Source organism: Tumebacillus algifaecis (assembly GCF_002243515.1).
GTDB lineage: Bacteria > Bacillota > Bacilli > Tumebacillales > Tumebacillaceae > Tumebacillus_A > Tumebacillus_A algifaecis.
Map to the genome: position 1 here is coordinate 70,804 of NZ_CP022657.1, position 17,350 is coordinate 88,153.

The following is a 17,350-nucleotide window of genomic DNA, read 5'->3' on the forward strand; positions in this document are numbered from 1 at the left end:
AGGTATGAAATAGAACCAGCCGTACGGCGGAGTCTTTCAGCGTGTAGTCAAACTCCTTTGCTCTTCATCGGGAGTTCTGTTTTTGAAATCGGAAGCTTAATAAGTGGATTCTAAGCGTCGATTGGAACAAGGTGTACATGACAGTTCCCCCTTGTTCCACTTTGATTGGAATGAAACCGACTTTTCTTCAATCTGATAGACCCAGCCTAATGGCTGAGTCTTTTTTTGTAAAGCGTAGGCGTCGGGTAGCAACAAACTGGGTCAAGTAACAAACTTGGTCAACCAAAAGTTCATCGCAAAACTGTAGAACCGCCTATTCCGCCCCGTCCAGATGTAGCCGGACAAGCCGGACACCTGATGATGAATGCGCAACTGATCTTGACCGCCTACATCCCCATCAAAACCAACATGGTGAGATAAAGCAGAGCCGGCACCCACTTGATGCGATGGAGGAGCCGCCCCTTATTCATGGCCCGACTTATGCTTCCAAGCACAGCGGAGAACGCCAGGAAGACGCAGAACGTGAGGAGCAACCACCAGACAGGAGGTCGGGTGCTAGCAACAAGCCAGATGCCACTGAAAAAGGCGAGCAGCAGGGAGTAATGACCTACTTTATGTAGCAAGGGCCAGGGGAAGAAAGGAAATACCAGATACAGCGCAAGCACGCAGGCAGCGAGGATATGCACACCGAGCACAACTGTCATCGGCGTGCCCACCGCCGAATCCAGACTTCTGAGAGCACCACCATCAGCACCAGACTACCGTACAGACTGAACTTGTACGCCTCTGGGTACTCCAAACCAAATCCTGCCTGCAAGAGAAAGGCCAACAGATGGATAAAAAAATTGGTGAAACAAATCACGTAACTGCGAATCATCCACTTCCGATGCTGGTTGGGCCTGTTCCGGATGATCGCGACGACAGCCGTAACGGTGAGCGCCATCCACACGAGTTCCAAAAGGTTGAACACCATGCTGCTCGCTTTCCCACCCGTTGCGCTGGGCGCCATATAGCCAGAGGTAAGCACCGTGACCAAGACGGAGAACACGTACAGCATCCCGAGCGCACGATGCAGCGATTTACGCTTTATGGTGGAAAAGTTGAGTGCGCCCACAACCAAAGCCAGACTGGCAAACAGGATATGGACCTGCAGGACGGTCAGCCAGGCTGAGACATTGCGGGGAAGTTGGTCTTTGTGCGAGAGAAACTCGGTCGCATGAGGATCAACAAGGAAATAAACGATGAACGTGTAGAGCAAAAACAAGAGGATGGCGACATACAAAAGTTTCGTTCGCATCGGTGCAGTCTCCTTACACATTGTGATGCTCTAAGTGTAGAAGGAGATTCTCACAAAACGCTCACCAAAGAAAAGCAAGGCGCTCACAAATGAATGAGCTCCAATTATTCCAGCCATCCCTTCAAACAAGCCCCACCTTGTTCGCGATTCTCTGCCACCAGCTCGCCTCCATGCAACCGCATCACGCGCCTTGCAATCGATAACCCCAATCCAGCACCGCCTGTTTCTCGATTCCGAGACGATTCGCTTCGATACATCGGTTCAAAAATCCGTGATATGTCCCACTCTGCAATCCCCGCGCCTTCATCCAAGATGCAAAACTCGATCCCGTCAGCCGACGTCACCTTCCAGCGCACCTCGACCAATCCTCCAGCAGGTGAATGTCGGATCGCATTATCTAACAGGTTCTCCAGCGCCCGCTGTAACAAGTGACCATCTCCTAGCACATCCGTCTGCTGATCGGCACCGTAAATTCGGATGGTGACCCCTTTTTGCGTGGCTTGGGGCTGAAATCCTTCCACAGATCGCTCGACCAAATCTGCCCAATCGACCGATTCCCGCGATACAAGTTTCTCCAACACATCCAACTTGGTCAACGCAAACAAATCGGATACCAGCCGCTCCAGTTGGTCTGCTTTTTCTCGACAGACGGCCAGGTACTTCGTCCGCTTTTCATCCGAATCGGCCACTCCCGTTTCCAAACCCTCTAGGTAACCGCGCAGTGCAAACAAAGGAGTTCGCAAATCATGAGCGATTGCCCCCAGCAAAAAGCGCCGTTCTGCCTCTAATTTCTGCTCTCGTTCCAACGAGGACTTCAGGTTTTGGGCCATCAGTTGAAAGGCAGATCGCACAGCCGCCACCTCGCGCACGGAGGATTCGGGGATGTGAAAGTCCAACTCACCCTGGGCCACCCGATGTGCCGCCGCACTTAACGCATCCAAAGGGCGAACCACCGACCTTGATAAAAACCACCCGACCAGATGCAGGCTGAAAACAAACGTCAAAAAAACGGCGACCGTCTTTCCCACAAACTCCTCGGCCACCGCATAAGCTCCACCGACCAGTCCTAAGGAAAGCAACCACCCCCAAACCAACCACCAGCGCGACCGCAACGTCCTCATCGGCGCACCCCTTCAAAGCGGTATCCAACTCCCCAGACGTTTACTAAAAAAAGCGGTTTCGCAGGAGTGGCCTCAATTTTTTCCCGGATGCGTCCGATGTGTACCGTCACAGTATGTTTATCTCCAACTTGATGCCAGAACTTCTCCAACAGATGTTCGTACGTAAACACCTGTCTGGGATGTTCGGCAAACAAGCGCAATAGCTCAAACTCGCGAGGAGTCAACGCCACCTGTCGCCCCTCCACATAGAGGTCATGAGCCTTGAGGTCCAACACAAATCGTCCGAAATCCAGTCGATGGCTGCGTTCCTCAGGTTGTGGCTTTCGTCCATTTGTTCTGCGCAGGACCGCCTTTACGCGGGCCACCACTTCGGCGGGCGATGATGATTTGACAATGTAATCATCTCCGCCGATTCCCAGACCTACGATTTTGGTCGCATCTTCTTCGCGGGCGCTGAGGAAGAGGATGGGCACGTCGCTTGTTTTTCGAACCTGCCTGCACAGGTCAAATCCATTCATTCCCGGCATCATCAGATCGACGAGCAAAGCATCCACAGTCGTGCGCTCTAGAACAACAAACGCTTCAGAAGCGCTGTGCACAGTCTCAACAGCAAAGCCCTCCATCTCCAGAAAGTCCTTCATCAAATCAACAATGGCGGGATCATCGTCCACGACAAGAATTTTTTGCATGGTCATCACCTCTATACCGAGTAGTGTACCATCTGTGCGCGGATCGCCTCTTCTTGTTGAGCGTTTTGTGAGATTTTCGCTGTAGACGACTGCCAACAGCTACAAAACGAAAGGGGAATGATCTGTGGAACCGAAGAAGCGTTTGGGCCAAATTGGTTCCGTCTTGTGTACTCAATGTCGCACACAGGGGGATTTTTCTAACCTATATGCAACAGAAGAAATAATTTCTGAACCGTAATGATTTTAGTATTGCGCCCAAGAAGGAATTGTTAGCGATCCGTTTGGCGTGTCAACTGCTTGTCCGTTTTCTGCATATCATGATTTTTCCATCGTCCGCGATTGGGATATACTTGAGGAAGTACCAATCACCAAACGCTGGAGGTTTTTTCGATGAGACTGATTCCTTATCTTTCGTTCGATGGAAAAGCGGAAGAAGCGATGAACTTTTATGCTGACGCTTTGGGCGGTGAAGTGACACAATTGGACCGTTACAGCGGGGCACGGGGCATGGAGATTCCCGCAGGATATGAAGACAAAGTATTGCACGGACGTGTGAAAATTGGCGACCACTTTCTCTATTTCTCCGATGCGAAACGTGATCTTGCATCGGGCGAGCAAATGAGCTTGACGGTCGAATTTGATCACGAGGAACAAGTAGATCGGGCCTTCGAATTGCTTTCCAAAGAGGGTCAGGTCTTCATGCCGCTCGATAAGATGTTCTGGGGTGCAAAATATGCGAAACTGACCGACAAGTACGGCATCCAGTGGGACCTGAACTATCAATACAAATAGCACAACCTGATCGGCGTACCAACGAAAGCAAGCGCACAAAAAGAACCTTTGTCCTCCAAACAAGGGTTCTTTTTGCCGATTCAATCGTCTGAGCAGTGCTACAATAAAGGTACCATTTGGAAAGTTGATCCCGAGGCGCTCGAATCATCGAACAACCCCTCGTAGGCCAAGGGGTTGTTCAGCATATAGAGGGTGCGCGATTTCGCGAACGACAGCACATTCCAGTCACGGGATGGCCAATGTCCACAAAGCGTGACGGATAGCTGTAATTGTCGCGATCGATCACACAAAAATGCAGATGAGGAGAGAACGAATAGCCAGTTTCACCAGAACGACCGATCAACTGGCCTTGCTGCACAAACTGCCCGACCCGTACCAGGTGCTCACTCAGATGTCCATAGAGCGTGTAGCTGCCATTGCGGTGCTTGATCCGCACCTGATCGCCATATCCATCCGTTCCCGTATAGCCGACCGTGTGCACCACACCGCTCGATGCGGCAACGACCGGAGCGCCGATGGGCAGATCGAAGTCCCACCCGTAATACGTGAAAGGGATGTTGTGCGTATCATCGAAATTTCCTTTGATGCAGGTATACGCTCTCCCCGCAGGCCACGGCGCCAATAGATCGCTAGGACCATAATTGATAGGAGCACCGAGCACGAGGAGCAGCAAAAACAGTACCAAAAACGAGACTGCGAAGCGGGAAATTGATCGCAATCGTGACACCTCCTGCACAAAAAAGGAACAGTTTGGTACTGTTCCTTTTCTGTCGTGCCTCTACCAGACGGCGACGACGCGGCGGGAGATAACCTGTCCTGGATACATCCCATACGGGCCGAAGCCGCCACCAACGCGGGTTGCCTGTCCAGCGCCAAAAGCTGCGCCACCAGGGCCCGATTGTGCGAAACCGAACGATTGCGTGCCGAACGGTGAGGTCACGCCACCGCCGAGGCCAACGCCAGGGCCGGTAGTCGCGCCGATGCCGGTCGTCGTGCCAAACCGTGAAGTTGTCCCGCCAATGCCAAAACCTGCGCCTCCAGGGCCGGAAGCGGAAAAGCCAAGGCTTGCCCCTGTCCCAAACGGTCCGGTTACTCCAAAGCCACCTGCTGCAGCCGGACCTGTTGTGATTCCGGTTCCGAAGCTACTCGACGGGCCAGCACCCGGGAAAAATACGAGTTTTCCATCGATTTTACGGGCGTTCTTCCGAGTTGCTTTCTTGGTCGTACGTTTCTTGCTCTGCTTGCTCAAGTCTGTCACGCTCCTGTTATAAAGTAGTCATTCATTGAAGATCTGAGCCCCGCCGATGAAGGCAGGGCTTCAGATCAAGAGATACTAACGGCACTCAACATGAGTGGTTTGCACCGGATAGCAGTTCGGGATCAGCAGGAAGAAGAGCACGAAGATGATCAAAAAGACAACTGCCCAGCGAGTGTAAGCTCCAAATGCCATAGAAAGTCACCTCTTTCGTTTTCGTTTGGCTGTACTAACAAGGTATGAGTGCTCTTTCATTCCGGCAATGATGAAATCGTCTATTCTGTTGTCTAAAAGTGAGGGTTCCGAGCCCATGATCCCCGAACAGCTCAAGCGAACGATCCAAAGCGTTCATGGTGACCGCAGAACGGTTTGGATCGCCGCAATCGCCGTGACGATCACAGTCTGTGAGCAACGCTGGAAAAGAGGAGTTGGCGAAGCGCATCGACATCTTTTGCCGCACGTTGCAAGTGGAGCAAGTGGAGCAAGTGGAGCAAGTGGAGCAAGCGAAAGTGAGCGAAAGTGAGCGAAAGTGAGCGTTTGGGGGGCTGAGCATCTGGAGTTATCGGCGTGGTCGATGATCGTAGACGGGATGGAAAGGTTTGAAAAGACGTTGCAGAAAGCGCATCACTTATAAAGAGATCGCGGAGGCAAAGGGCGTGTCGTTTGCCTAGATGCTGAAAGAAAACAGGATTGAAATGGAGGCCGCACACGATGGGATTCAAACTGTCCGTTCTTGATCTTTGTCCGCTTGGCTCTGGCTTCACAGCGACCCAAGCGTTGGAAAATACGCTCGATCTCGCACGATTGGCCGATCAGCTCGGCTATGAGCGCTACTGGCTGGCCGAACATCACAACATGCCAGGCATCGCCAGCACCGCTCCGGAAATCATGATCGGTCAGGTGGCCCGCGTCACAGAGCGGATACGGGTCGGCTCTGGCGGGATCATGCTGCCCAACCACACACCGCTCAAAGTGGTGGAAACCTTCAAAATGTTGGAAGCGCTGTTTCCGGGCCGAATCGATCTTGGTTTGGGGCGAGCGCCGGGAACGGACCCTTGGACCGCACAGGCGCTGCGCAAATCGAAAACGGACATCGGCCAAAACTTCCCCGAGCAGCTGATCGAACTGCTGTCGTTCGCAAGCGGTGAGTTTCCGGATGACCATCCGTACCGCAACATCAAAGCGGTGCCGGTCGAAACTGCGCTGCCTCCCGTCTGGTTGCTCGGCTCGAGCGATTTTAGTGCGATTCTCGCCGCAAAAGTTGGCCTGCACTTCGCCTTCGCGCACCATATTAACGATGCGGATGCTGTGCCTGCGATGCGCAGTTATCGCACCGATTTTCAGCCGTCACGGTGGCAACAAGAGCCGCATGCGCTCATCACCGTCTCGGCGATCTGCGCGGAAACGGAGGAAGAGGCCAACTATCATGCCAAGTCGCTCGACCTGACCTTCCTGCGCCTGATCCATGGCACACCGGGCCTGTTGCCAACCCCTGAAGAAGCGATGGCCTACGAATACACAGCAGATGACCGCCTGCTGACTGGCTCTTTTCGCCATCGGTTGTTCGTCGGCACGCCGGAACAGGTGGGGCAGGGCATCGTTCAACTGATGGAACAAACCGGAGCGGATGAAGTGATGATCAACAGCATGATTCACTCGCACACGGCACGAAAACGCTCCTATGAACTGTTGGCCAAGACACTCCTGTAGCGGGGAGTGTCTTTTTATGCACGCCGAAACGTTGGCGGCAACACAGACGTTTTCCAGCGGGCGGTGGCGGGTGAAAGGCAACTGGTGGTTGAGCAAGTAGTTCGCGGTGTACGGCATGTCGTGCTTCAGCCACCATTTCGCGATCCGGTCCGCCATGCCCAGCGATCTCATGGACGGTGACAGCAACCCCTTCCGTCGTCCGGCGTGGGCGCTCGGCTGAATCAGGATGGTCGCTGTTCAGGCGAGCTTGTCATCCTCAGCCAAAAAGGGTGGGAACTGGTGCGACTAAATCAGGAAGGATCAGGAAAGAGTAGACTTGTTATGCACTTGCGCATCTGATATGCTCAAGACAACGATAAGGAAAGGTGGATTGGTTTTACGGACATGGACACTTTGTTTGTATTCTAAATGCCCCGCATCATTCAATAGGGTGTAGAATGCAAACGCGGCTTGCGATTCATGCAGGCGGCGGGTATGGGAGCAGTCTGTCTGCTTTTGGAGACTCGCAAAGTGAACCATGTGTAATCAACCGATTCGCCGTTCGTTCGGCAATCTGTTCGTTGTCCCGTGGGCGCTTCTGCACCCACGGTTTTTTTGATGTAGGGGCCCTGTTGTCAATTTTCCAAAACGGGGAGTGACCTACAACGATGATGGTACTTGTACAAGCACAAAAATTATATCAATCGATCGGTGCGAAAGAACTGATTCAACAAATCGAACTCGAAATCTGCGCGGGTGATCGCATCGGCCTGATCGGGCCAAACGGGGAAGGCAAATCAACCTTGATGCGATTGCTCGCAGGTGTAGACGAACCGGAGGGCGGCACGCTGCGCATCTCCTGTGTGACGGGCTACATTCCGCAGTCACTGGAAAGCGAGGGCAGCTTGAACGTGACCGACTGGTTCGCCCGTCAGGACATCGTGCCGGACGCAAGCATCGCCAAGGAGCTCGGTGTCGGTGACCACGTATGGGAGCGCCCGCTGCATCAGTTGAGCGGCGGGGAGCAGACCAAGGTCGCTTTGGTGAAGGCGCTGAGCGTCAATCCGGAACTGCTATTGCTCGATGAGCCGACCAACCACCTCGACCTCGATGCGGTGCGCTGGTTGGAGCAAACGCTCAAAGGGCTGAGGATCGCGATGGTCATCATTTCCCATGACCGCCGTTTTCTGGACGAAGTGACCGACCTGACGTGGGAGCTGAAAAAAGGCCAGCTCACCACCTACTCGGGCAGCTACAGCCAGTATGCGGCATGGGTTGCCGGGGAAAAGGAGCGCATCCAACAGGAGTATGATGAATACCTGAAAGAAAAAGAGCGCCTGCAAGAGACGATCTCCCGCAAGCAGCAATGGGCGGCCAAAGGGGAGCAAGGGCGCAAAGCGACCGATTCGTTTGCCAGACACCTCAAGGCGATAGACAAAGGCCGTGCCGCCAAAACACAGCGGGTCATCAAAGCGATGCAGTACCGCCTTGATAGCATGGAACCGGAGGAAAAACCGGAACGGCAACTGGCCGCTCATGTGCGTTTTCTCGACATCGAGCAATCGGAGCGAACCGTCTTGGTGCAAGGCGACGAGATCGCGTTTGGTTACGGGGAGCGGCAGTTGCTGGATGAGGTCAAGTTTGCAGTGGAAAAAGGGGACCGGATCGCGCTGATCGGGCCGAATGGTGCTGGCAAAACCACGCTTTTGAAAATGTTGACTGGGGAGCTGACTCCCCAAGCCGGGCACTTGCGCCTGACGCCTACCGCCAACTTGGGCTACTTCGATCAGGTATTCGCCACGCTTGATTTGGAGCGCAGTTTGCTCGACGATCTGTTGCAACTGGACGGTATGGATCGCACGACCGCACGGGTCTTTCTTGGCAGTTTCCTCTTCCGCCAAGATGAAGTGTTCCGCAAACTGTCCACGTTGAGCTTTGGCGAGCGGGTGCGCTATGTGTTCGTCAAACTGATCCTCTCCCGCAACAACCTGTTGGTGCTCGACGAGCCGTCGAACCATTTGGATATCGTGACGCGGGAAAAGGTGGAGGAAGCGCTCGCCGACTACCCTGGTGCGATTATCTGCGCCTCACATGACCGCTTTTTCCTTGAGAAGTTGACCAATAAAGTTTGGGAGCTTCGCGACGGGCGGCTCACCGTCTATCCGTATGGCTTTCGCGAATATTGGGAGCGCAAGCAACAGACAAAGGCTGTCAAAAAGTCGGCGAAGAAGGTCAACAAACGCCAGCTACAGGATGAAATTTTGCAAATTGAGACGCGGCTGGCACAGCTTTCTTGGGAGATGAGCACCGTACTCGACGAAGTGAAAAAACGGGAGCAGGACGCAGAATTTCTCGCCCTGAGCCGCCGCCGCAACCAGTTGCGCACCGACTTGAACGGCTGACCACACCATCTGTTATTTTGATATTTCAAACGGCTGGTAAACACAACCCCCTTTTCAAAAAAGGGGGTTGTGCTGTTCGCGGCGAAAAGAGTACGAAGCGAAGGGGTAGGGGAAAATTGGAGGTGCTTCATGAAAAAGAAATTGATGGCAGGGCTACTGACTGTCGCATTGCTGGCGGGCGTTCCGGCAGTGGCGAGTGCCAGTTACGCTGGCGTCGGCACAGGCACGCAGACGGTGCTGGGCCGTTCGGTGCAATTGGTCTATGTGAACTTAAACGATCAAAACCTCGAGGTGAAAGCAGTCTCATCGGAGGGGAAAGTAGGAGAGACCGAACCGCTGGCTGCTCTGGCACAGCGTAACGGGGCGCTGGCGGCGATCAACGGCGGCTATTTTAACGCCTACTCGGATGGTCAGCCATTGACGGTGGTGCGCACGAATGGGAAATTTGTGCACAACGGCAGTTTCGGGGCGGTGTTTGGCATCAACACGCTGAACCAACCGTATTTCGGACGGCTATACCCGACGATCGAAGGCAGCACCAAAGACTCGTGGAGCTGGCCCAACAATTGGTCGGCATGGGGGATCAATCATTATTATGACAACCCGAGCGCGATCACCATTCTCACGCCGGACGCGAAAAAGCGCACGCTGCCTGCCAGCGGCAAAACGGTCGTCGTCCAAAACGGCGTGGTCAGCAAAATTGTCAACGGCGACGCGGCCATTCCGTCCAATGGTTTTCTGGTGCATTTCGGTTCTAGCGTCGTCTCGTCGGCAAACGTCTTTAAAGTGGGGGAAAAAGCAGCCTACAAAATCACCTACCGTGGCTCATCGGGCAAAGCGGTCAACATGGATGCGATCGGCAACATGATGGGCGGGGGCCCACTGTTGTTGTCCGGCGGGGCAGTGGTGGTCGATCCGATCGCTGAGAAATTTACCGATCCCAAACAAACATCGCGGGACAGTCGTTCGACCAGGACCTTTATCGGCTGGCGTTCTGACAACCGTCTGGTGATGGGCACCGTGCCCAACGTGTCGGTCTACGAGTTGGCCGACGTAGCCAAGGCGCTCGGACTGGTCCATGCCGTCGGGATGGACAGCGGGGCAACAGCAGGACTTTATGCGGATGGAAGCTATTTGACTACTCCGGGGCGCGAAGTGCCAAACGCGGTCATCGTCAGAAAACGCGATGCTTCGTCGGTCAACGCATCCGGCTATGTGGACGTATATCAAGATCATTATGCTTATGATGCGATTGCCCGCTTGAAACAGAAAAGCGTGATGAACGGCGAACTGAACGGGACAGCGCGCTTCTTCAAACCGAGCCAAACGATGACCCGCGCCGAATTGGCGGCAGTGCTGACCAATGCGTTCGCTTTGCCTGCGGGCAAGCACACGTTTAGCGATGCTACAGGTTCGTGGTATGACAATTTCGCTGGAGCGGTGGTCAGCGCAGGCTACATGGCCGGTTACTCGGCGACCAAATTCGGCGGTGCCGATCCGGTGACCGAGGAGCAGATCGTCGCCATTCTGGCCCGCGTGCTCGCCAAAAACGGTGCGCCAGCCAACGCCAAAGACCTCTGGTTGCAAAATGCACCGAGCGCATGGGCGGATAAGGATGTGCACCTGGCGATCAAACAGGGTCTGATCGTCGATGCTTTTGGCGACAAACCGTTTATGCCTTTGGAGGAAGCGAAGCGCTCCGGGGTTGCGGTGCTGCTTGATTCTGCGATGAGAAAGATCGGGAAGTAAAAAAATGAACCCCTGCCAGAGCTTAGCTGTGGCAGGGGTTTTGCTTTGGGACGAGGTCGATGTGTGATCCACTTGGTCAGACCGATGCTTGTTCCAAATCCTCGATCAGATCATCCGCATGTTCCATGCCGACAGATACGCGCATTAGATTGGGCGGTGTTTTGCTATCAGGCCATTCAATCGAAGCTCGATGTTCCAACAGGCTTTCGGTGCCGCCTAATGAGGTGGCCCGAGTAAAAATTTTCACCTGTGCGGCGATCTTCATCGCGGCCTCGGCACCGCCTGCGCCTTGAAGGGCGCGGATCGTGCCGATCAGTGCGCTGTCCTTCTTAGCCACCAGCATGCCCCCCAGCACATCGCTATGACCGCCTAAGTAATTCGTACTGGCGTGCCTGATCAGGTCGGCACCCAGCTCATCCTCGACCCTTCCATCTGTCATCCTCATGGTCTATGCTACTTGGTCAATCCGCGCACCTGCTCCCGCTACAGAAACCTTGCTTCCAACACCCGATACGCTTTTTGCAACGCCTTGAAGATCTGGACATCTCCGCCCTGATCAGGGTGGTACTGCGCGGCCAACTCGCGATACTTCTTCTTCACTTCCACCCAACTTGCACTCGCCGTCAAACCGAGCACCTCATAGGCGAGCAAAGCGTTCTCCTGCGCATCTTCGCGCTGCGAGGTGGTCTTGCGCACCTCAGTATGCTGGATCGCCGCTTGTACTTGTGCAATCCGCTCTGCCCGCACCTCGGGTGACATCCGCGCCCACAGTCGAACCACATCCGGATTTTCAATGTCTACTAGCAACATCAGGTGGGCGTAGGAAGGGAGGCCCTTCAGCAGTTCGGCAGTCAAGCGACCTCCTTTTACCAACAGCCGAATCGTCCGCGCATCGCTTGCTGGCAACTGATGCCACCACTGTTCAGCCCGCAGCGCGGCCACATCGTCCGTCAGCTCCTGCAAGTGGGTTTGCCAGTGCAACAATTGCCCATGCAGTTTGCCAAGCTCCGCATCGGACAACTTCTCCAGATCGAGGGCGCGCAACCTCTGTATCGTCTCATCAAGCATCAAGATCCCCACTTTCTTTTTCCGATCCTCTTCTTGCTATTATCTTAGCACAGCCGAATATTACTTACGAATTGAAGGACAAGTCAGTAAACTTAGGGTTGACTTTAAGAATGACGATTGGTATAAATAATTTCATGGGTTTAATTACATTTATAATTGTACGGATACATAAACTATCAAGGTCAATCGAGTAAAATTATAGAAAAGAATTTGTAAATACAAACTTGGAGGGAACCTGCACATGACCACACCACATAACATTTGCCTCAATTCTGTCTTTCTTACCGAACAGATCAAATTGGACCTCAACCATATGTTGCACCATTATTTTGAGGAGGTCAGAAGCCTCTTCCAAGCGAAAGGCATCCCCGCTGTCGTTTACACCGGAGGATCGCTGGCCCGCCAAGAACCTTCGATCCGCTGGACAGAAGACGACGAGTTGCGCCTGTTCTCCGACATCGATTTTGTCGTCCACACGACACTCGACTACCAAGCGGACCCGTGGCTAAAAAACTTGGAGTCCTACCTGAAACAGCACTATCCGCAGTTCAATTCGACGGTCGCACTCGTATCCGATCTGTCCAATGCCAGCGGCTTTTTCTCCCGAGATATCGCGCTGGCGCAGCGCTATCCGATCTACGAGTCCTTTCAGGTGGAGCGCGTTGTGCCTGATGCTTTCGATGCCACACAAATGTTTAACGTGATGATCCATCAAATCTCCAACACCTTTTTGCACCCGCAGTGGAGCGGACTCAGCAAAGGTGCCTACTTCCGACCTGAAGCGCGCTACCATTACATCAAGTTGATCCTCGAATGCCTGCGCACCCAATTTCGCCATGCCGAGGACGATGTGGTCGGCTATTACAGCGTCTACTACAAACGAAATGACCCGCGCCTCCAGCACATCCTCGACCCTGAAAGTATCGCCATCCTGATCGAAGCGCGCGAACTGTTCGGCACTTTAGAGCTCCCAGAGCTTGACATCATCAAGATTCTCAAAGCTTCGATGCTGATCCACTTGGGCTTCGATCGCACAGACGTCACCGATCAAGAACTGCGCGATCGGCTTGAGGAACTTTCGCTCCGCTCATCACACATCATTCCGTCCTATCGCTATGCACTGCTTGCGCTCATGTTCTCGCTTGGCGAAGACCGCGCAGGCCAACAAGCCTATCTCGCCCTGTTCTCGGAGATTTTGCGCCGCATGGAGACGACCGACATCATCGCTGTCAAAGCGGACCTGCATATCCTGACTGACAACACATGGAGCGAGCCGCTCACCTTGCACAATGACGCCTTTCGCGAACTGCTCAAAACGCTGATCTTGTTGCGTCGTGACTATGTTCGCCAATGGCGCAGACAAGTGACAGGTGAGGACAAAATTCCCGATCTTTACAACGACCTCCTACCAGCAAAGGGGTGATCTCGTCATGACAGATCAGACGGTAAATTCAAGTCCTACAGCCAGTGAAACTACCGCTTCAAACGCCAATTTCAGCCCGATCATCGCGGTGCTCGGCGCTGGCATGATGGGCCAAGGCATCATCAAAAATTTGCAAGAGTCGGGCGTTGCACTGCGCCTCTACAATCGCACCAGCCACAAATTGCACAGCTTGGCCACGCCAAACGACAGCATTTGTGCAACTCCGGCAGAAGCGGCGCAAGGCGCAGACATCATCCTCTCGGTCATCACCGACGATGCCGCACACGAAGCGGTCTGGTTCGGCCCAGAGGGGGCGATACACGGTGCGGCGCCCGGCGCGATCGGGCTTGAATGTTCGACACTTTCCATTCCCTGCATCGAAAAGTGGGCCGACGCGCTCCACCAACAAGGTCTGATCCCGATCGACAGCCCGACCACTGGCAATCGCGCGGGGGCGGAGGCGGGTACGCTCAATCTGTTCATGGGCGGTGACCTCGCCACGATCGAGCAGATGCGCCCGGTCCTGCAGGCGATCTCCGACCAGCAATTCCATTTTGGTCCCACTGGCTCTGGCACCCGCTTCAAACTGATGTATAACCTGTTCACAGGCACGATGCTCGTCGCCCTCGGCGAAGCGGTCGGCATGGCGCATGGCTTCGGGCTCGACCTTCAACAGGTGGTAGACACGCTTGAAGCGACCGGATTTGCCATTCGCAACCTCAAGGATAAAGGGCAAAAGATGATCGAGGGCCGCCATGATGAAGTTTTTTCCAAAATAAGCATTCTCCAAAAAGACATGGCCTACGCGATTCAAAGCGCCGAACTGCATGAGGCCAAGTACCCGGTCGGGGAGCAAGCAGCCGAGCGTCTGCACCAAGCGGTGCTGTCTGGGCTGGGCAGTCTCGACGTCTCCGCCACATCGCTCTTGTGCCTGCCAGACGACCGTTACAAGAAAATTGTCTCTATTCCAAATAAACGGTTGCCGTTATAATTTTACACAGACAGATGTACCGAAAAACGACATAAGCGAGAGTTGAAAGAGGAGGGCTTCCCTGTGCAAGAAGTCAACATCAACGAACTGGTGGACAGCGTCAAAGAACAGGTGATCCGCTGGCGCCGTTACCTGCACCAGCATCCCGAATTGTCTTTTCATGAAGAAAAAACGGCCCAGTTTGTCTACGAAACGTTGGAGACATTCAACAACCTCGAACTTTCCCGCCCGACCCCCAACAGCGTCATGGCACGCTTAGTCGGTTCCAAACCAGGCAAAGTGCTGGCGATTCGTGCCGACATGGATGCACTTCCGATCGAAGAAGCGAACGATATCGAATACAAATCACAAAACAATGGCGTCATGCACGCCTGCGGTCACGATGGACACACGTCGATGCTGCTTGGCGCGGCGAAGATTCTGTCCGATTTTCAAGCTGAATTGCAAGGCGAGATCCGCTTCCTCTTCCAACATGCCGAAGAAGTTTCTCCCGGCGGTGCGGAGGACATGGTGCAGGCGGGCGTCATGGACGGTGTGGACATGATCATCGGGCAACACCTCTGGTCCTCGATGGATACAGGAAAAGTCGGCATCTCCTACGGCCCGACGATGGCAGCACCCGACACGTTCTGGATCACGATCCATGGCAAGGGCGGTCATGCAGCCGTCCCACAGCAGACGATCGATGCGATCGCCATCGGTGCCCAAGTCGTCACCAATCTTCAGCACATCGTTTCGCGCAACACCGACCCGCTCGACAATCTTGTCGTCTCTGTCACCCAGTTCCACGGCGGGACGACGCACAATGTCATCCCCGGCACCGTCGAGATGCAAGGTACGGTGCGCAGCTTCGACCCGAATCTCCGCGCAGAGGCCCCGAAACTGATGGAGCGAGTCATTCGCGGGATCTGTGACGCGCATGGGGCGACCTACACGTTTACTTACGAAAACGGCTACCGTGCGGTCATCAACGACGAACCGCTCACACGCGTCATCGAAGAGACGGTCCGCGAACTCTATGGCGAAGAAGCGATCGACCGCATCAGACCGAGCATGGGTGGGGAAGACTTCTCCGCATTCCAGCAAAAAGCGCCCGGCTCCTTCTTCTTCACCGGTTCTGGAAATGTAGCAAAAGGCACCGACTTCCCACACCATCATCCGAACTTCAACATCGATGAAGATGCGTTGGAGCGCGGAGTCAAAGTGTTTGTCAGCGCCGCCTTCAAACTATTGGCGTAACATAATTACCTCTCACTTTCCGTGAGGGGTATTTTTATTTCCCGCGCAATAGTGGTCTATTCTATCACTCACATTCATAGCTATGAAGCATAAGAAATCGAAGCAAACAACATGCCGAAATAGGGGGTACCCTGATGCGAAAGATGCTGCTCTTGCTCGTCTTGTTTGTCACGATGACCTGCTTCTGGACGATGGAGGCGAGTGCACAGATCCAGGCCGAGTACATCGCGGTTGCTTTAAACGACCAACTGGTCGCCTTTCCTGATGCTACACCGGAGGTCATCAAAGGTGTCACCTATCTGCCCGTGCGTTTCTTTGCAGAAGCGGCAGGCGCCAAGGTGGACTACGATGCTGGCAACGAAACGGTGCAGATCAGAAGCGGAGACAAAAGTGTACTGATCAACATCCCGCAAAAAACGATCACCACCTCACGAGGCGTCACCAGTTCCTTTCACGTATTCATCAAGAAAAACAGACTGATGGTGCCGTTTCGTTTGATTGCCGAGACGTTCGGCTATGAGGTTTCCTATACGGGTCAAGGTCCGCTCGCCCGAGCGAAGGACAGCGGTGCCCAACTGAGTGACGAGCAAGTCTATGTCAGGTATCAGCATCTGATCGCAGCAGAGCGAGCGAAACTGCCTGACAAAATCGCATATGTGACATTTGACGACGGTCCGAATCAATACACCGCGCAAATTTTAGATACATTGGCCCGCTACGAAGCAAAAGCGACCTTCTTCATGCTCAAAGGGCAGATCGAAAATTACCCCGAGCAGGTCAAACGCATGGCTCGAGAAGGGCAGGGTTTGGCCCTGCACGGAGTCACCCATAACGCGAGACTGGCCTACGCCTCCCCACAAGCGCTCGTCAACGAGATGGAGGCGTGCAACGCCGCCCTGACCCGCATCACTGGCATCCGAACCAACATGGTACGAGTCCCCTATGGCAGCAAGCCATACATGACCACCGCCTACCGAGATCGGCTGGTCGAAGCCGGCTACCGCATGTGGGACTGGACGGTGGACAGCTACGACTCACGGGGCACCAACGTTCATGCGGACGACATCGTGCGCGAGGTGCGTGAACAGACAAGAGGCCAAGTCGAGCCCGTCATCCTCCTGCACGACAGCCAAGCGACACTCCAAGCGCTCCCACGCATCCTGCAACACCTCACACAATCCGGCTACGACCTCCGCCCCCTCCAAGGGAACATGAAGCCACATAACTTCTGGAACGACCGACGCTAAACCGGATCCCAACGAGTGGAGCCGAGGAAGTGAGGAAGTGAGGAAGTGAGGAAGTGAGGAAGTGAGGAAGTGAGGAAGTGAGGAAGTGAGGAAGTGAGGAAGTGAGGAAGTGAAGATTTGAAGATTTGAAGATTTGAAGATTTGAAGATTTGAAGATTTGAAGATTTGAAGATTTGAAGATTTGAAGATTTGAAGATTTGAAGACTTGCAAGGAGAGCGTGGCCGAGTTGGAAGTATGTGGGGGTAGGGCGGGAAATGCGGAGTGGTGAGATTGAAAGCTTTTACCCTTCCATAAAACGGTTTTACTCAATCAGGGGTAAAAGTTTCGCACGAACCCGAAGCATATCCCGCCCGGACCGAGCACCCAGCCCAAACCACGCAGCCCAGC

General features: G+C 54.0%; 17 protein-coding genes. 9 read left to right on the plus strand and 8 right to left on the minus strand.

From position 1 onward, the window contains the following. Positions 1-386: 386 nt before the first annotated feature. From CIG75_RS00415 to CIG75_RS00430, 4 genes are all read right to left on the minus strand, one after another. The gene (locus CIG75_RS00415) at positions 387-704 is read right to left on the minus strand and encodes a hypothetical protein (protein ID WP_094234847.1); all 318 of its coding nucleotides are present in this window, start codon (positions 702-704) and stop codon (positions 387-389) included. After that, on the minus strand, positions 701-1,297 hold the full coding sequence (locus CIG75_RS00420) for a DUF2306 domain-containing protein (RefSeq protein ID WP_094234848.1): 597 nt from the start codon (positions 1,295-1,297) through the stop codon (positions 701-703). Before CIG75_RS00420 ends, CIG75_RS00415 begins: the two co-directional genes overlap by 4 nt. 104 nt (positions 1,298-1,401) lie before the next feature. Next, positions 1,402-2,418 (minus strand): sensor histidine kinase, encoded by a 1,017-nt coding sequence (locus CIG75_RS00425; protein WP_094234849.1) that lies wholly within the window; start codon positions 2,416-2,418, stop codon positions 1,402-1,404. Next, positions 2,415-3,107 (minus strand): response regulator transcription factor, encoded by a 693-nt coding sequence (locus CIG75_RS00430; RefSeq protein WP_227874308.1) that lies wholly within the window; start codon positions 3,105-3,107, stop codon positions 2,415-2,417. Before CIG75_RS00430 ends, CIG75_RS00425 begins: the two co-directional genes overlap by 4 nt. Positions 3,108-3,497: 390 nt before the next feature. Between CIG75_RS00430 and CIG75_RS00435 the strand changes: the two genes are divergently transcribed. Beyond that, positions 3,498-3,899 (plus strand): VOC family protein, encoded by a 402-nt coding sequence (locus CIG75_RS00435; protein ID WP_094234851.1) that lies wholly within the window; start codon positions 3,498-3,500, stop codon positions 3,897-3,899. Between the two features lie 178 nt (positions 3,900-4,077). On the opposite strand, the gene CIG75_RS00440 is transcribed toward CIG75_RS00435, so the two are convergent. Next, positions 4,078-4,617 (minus strand): M23 family metallopeptidase, encoded by a 540-nt coding sequence (locus CIG75_RS00440; RefSeq protein WP_227874309.1) that lies wholly within the window; start codon positions 4,615-4,617, stop codon positions 4,078-4,080. A gap of 60 nt (positions 4,618-4,677) precedes the next feature. Continuing rightward, positions 4,678-5,148 carry a hypothetical protein gene (locus CIG75_RS00445; protein ID WP_094234853.1) on the minus strand — a complete coding sequence of 157 codons (471 nt, stop codon included), beginning with the start codon at positions 5,146-5,148 and terminating at the stop codon, positions 4,678-4,680. Positions 5,149-5,558: 410 nt separating this feature from the next. Here CIG75_RS00445 and CIG75_RS21355 point away from each other — a divergent pair, with 410 nt between their 5' ends. The 4 genes from CIG75_RS21355 to CIG75_RS20970 all read left to right on the plus strand — a co-directional run bounded on the left by CIG75_RS21355 (position 5,559) and on the right by CIG75_RS20970 (position 10,994). After that, on the plus strand, positions 5,559-5,687 hold the full coding sequence (locus tag CIG75_RS21355; protein WP_265415053.1) for a hypothetical protein: 129 nt from the start codon (positions 5,559-5,561) through the stop codon (positions 5,685-5,687). A gap of 178 nt (positions 5,688-5,865) precedes the next feature. Further along, the gene (locus CIG75_RS00450; RefSeq protein ID WP_094234854.1) at positions 5,866-6,864 is read left to right on the plus strand and encodes an LLM class flavin-dependent oxidoreductase; all 999 of its coding nucleotides are present in this window, start codon (positions 5,866-5,868) and stop codon (positions 6,862-6,864) included. A gap of 647 nt (positions 6,865-7,511) precedes the next feature. Continuing rightward, positions 7,512-9,245 (plus strand): ribosomal protection-like ABC-F family protein, encoded by a 1,734-nt coding sequence (gene abc-f, locus CIG75_RS00455; RefSeq protein ID WP_094234855.1) that lies wholly within the window; start codon positions 7,512-7,514, stop codon positions 9,243-9,245. A 129-nt stretch (positions 9,246-9,374) separates the two neighbouring features. Next, positions 9,375-10,994 carry a phosphodiester glycosidase family protein gene (locus CIG75_RS20970; protein WP_094234856.1) on the plus strand — a complete coding sequence of 540 codons (1,620 nt, stop codon included), beginning with the start codon at positions 9,375-9,377 and terminating at the stop codon, positions 10,992-10,994. 76 nt (positions 10,995-11,070) lie between these two features. On the opposite strand, the gene CIG75_RS00465 is transcribed toward CIG75_RS20970, so the two are convergent. Beyond that, a complete protein-coding gene (locus tag CIG75_RS00465) occupies positions 11,071-11,433 on the minus strand; it encodes a PLP-dependent transferase (RefSeq protein WP_227874310.1) in 363 nt (120 codons plus the stop codon). A gap of 44 nt (positions 11,434-11,477) precedes the next feature. Next, complete coding sequence (locus tag CIG75_RS00470) at positions 11,478-12,062, minus strand: J domain-containing protein (RefSeq protein WP_094238273.1); 585 nt, start codon at positions 12,060-12,062, stop codon at positions 11,478-11,480. Between the two features lie 241 nt (positions 12,063-12,303). Between CIG75_RS00470 and CIG75_RS00475 the strand changes: the two genes are divergently transcribed. From CIG75_RS00475 to CIG75_RS00490, 4 genes are all read left to right on the plus strand, one after another. Beyond that, positions 12,304-13,485: a nucleotidyltransferase family protein gene (locus tag CIG75_RS00475; protein WP_094234858.1), complete on the plus strand. Its 1,182-nt coding sequence runs from the start codon at positions 12,304-12,306 to the stop codon at positions 13,483-13,485. Positions 13,486-13,492: 7 nt separating this feature from the next. Further along, entirely contained in the window at positions 13,493-14,476 is a 984-nt protein-coding gene (locus CIG75_RS00480) for an NAD(P)-dependent oxidoreductase (protein WP_094234859.1), read from the plus strand. Positions 14,477-14,539: 63 nt separating this feature from the next. Beyond that, complete coding sequence (locus CIG75_RS00485; RefSeq protein ID WP_094234860.1) at positions 14,540-15,715, plus strand: M20 family metallopeptidase; 1,176 nt, start codon at positions 14,540-14,542, stop codon at positions 15,713-15,715. Between the two features lie 134 nt (positions 15,716-15,849). Further along, positions 15,850-16,962 (plus strand): polysaccharide deacetylase family protein, encoded by a 1,113-nt coding sequence (locus tag CIG75_RS00490; RefSeq protein ID WP_094234861.1) that lies wholly within the window; start codon positions 15,850-15,852, stop codon positions 16,960-16,962. Positions 16,963-17,350: the final 388 nt, after the last annotated feature.

Coding starts and splice junctions, on each gene's coding strand:
- CIG75_RS00415 (WP_094234847.1), bottom strand. CDS start 704: ATGACAGTTGTGCTCGGTGTGCATATCCTCGCTGCCTGCGTGCTTGCG.
- CIG75_RS00420 (WP_094234848.1), bottom strand. CDS start 1,297: ATGCGAACGAAACTTTTGTATGTCGCCATCCTCTTGTTTTTGCTCTAC.
- CIG75_RS00425 (WP_094234849.1), bottom strand. CDS start 2,418: ATGAGGACGTTGCGGTCGCGCTGGTGGTTGGTTTGGGGGTGGTTGCTT.
- CIG75_RS00430 (WP_227874308.1), bottom strand. CDS start 3,107: ATGCAAAAAATTCTTGTCGTGGACGATGATCCCGCCATTGTTGATTTG.
- CIG75_RS00435 (WP_094234851.1), top strand. CDS start 3,498: ATGAGACTGATTCCTTATCTTTCGTTCGATGGAAAAGCGGAAGAAGCG.
- CIG75_RS00450 (WP_094234854.1), top strand. CDS start 5,866: ATGGGATTCAAACTGTCCGTTCTTGATCTTTGTCCGCTTGGCTCTGGC.
- abc-f (WP_094234855.1), top strand. CDS start 7,512: ATGATGGTACTTGTACAAGCACAAAAATTATATCAATCGATCGGTGCG.
- CIG75_RS20970 (WP_094234856.1), top strand. CDS start 9,375: ATGAAAAAGAAATTGATGGCAGGGCTACTGACTGTCGCATTGCTGGCG.
- CIG75_RS00465 (WP_227874310.1), bottom strand. CDS start 11,433: ATGACAGATGGAAGGGTCGAGGATGAGCTGGGTGCCGACCTGATCAGG.
- CIG75_RS00470 (WP_094238273.1), bottom strand. CDS start 12,062: ATGCTTGATGAGACGATACAGAGGTTGCGCGCCCTCGATCTGGAGAAG.
- CIG75_RS00475 (WP_094234858.1), top strand. CDS start 12,304: ATGACCACACCACATAACATTTGCCTCAATTCTGTCTTTCTTACCGAA.
- CIG75_RS00480 (WP_094234859.1), top strand. CDS start 13,493: ATGACAGATCAGACGGTAAATTCAAGTCCTACAGCCAGTGAAACTACC.
- CIG75_RS00490 (WP_094234861.1), top strand. CDS start 15,850: ATGCGAAAGATGCTGCTCTTGCTCGTCTTGTTTGTCACGATGACCTGC.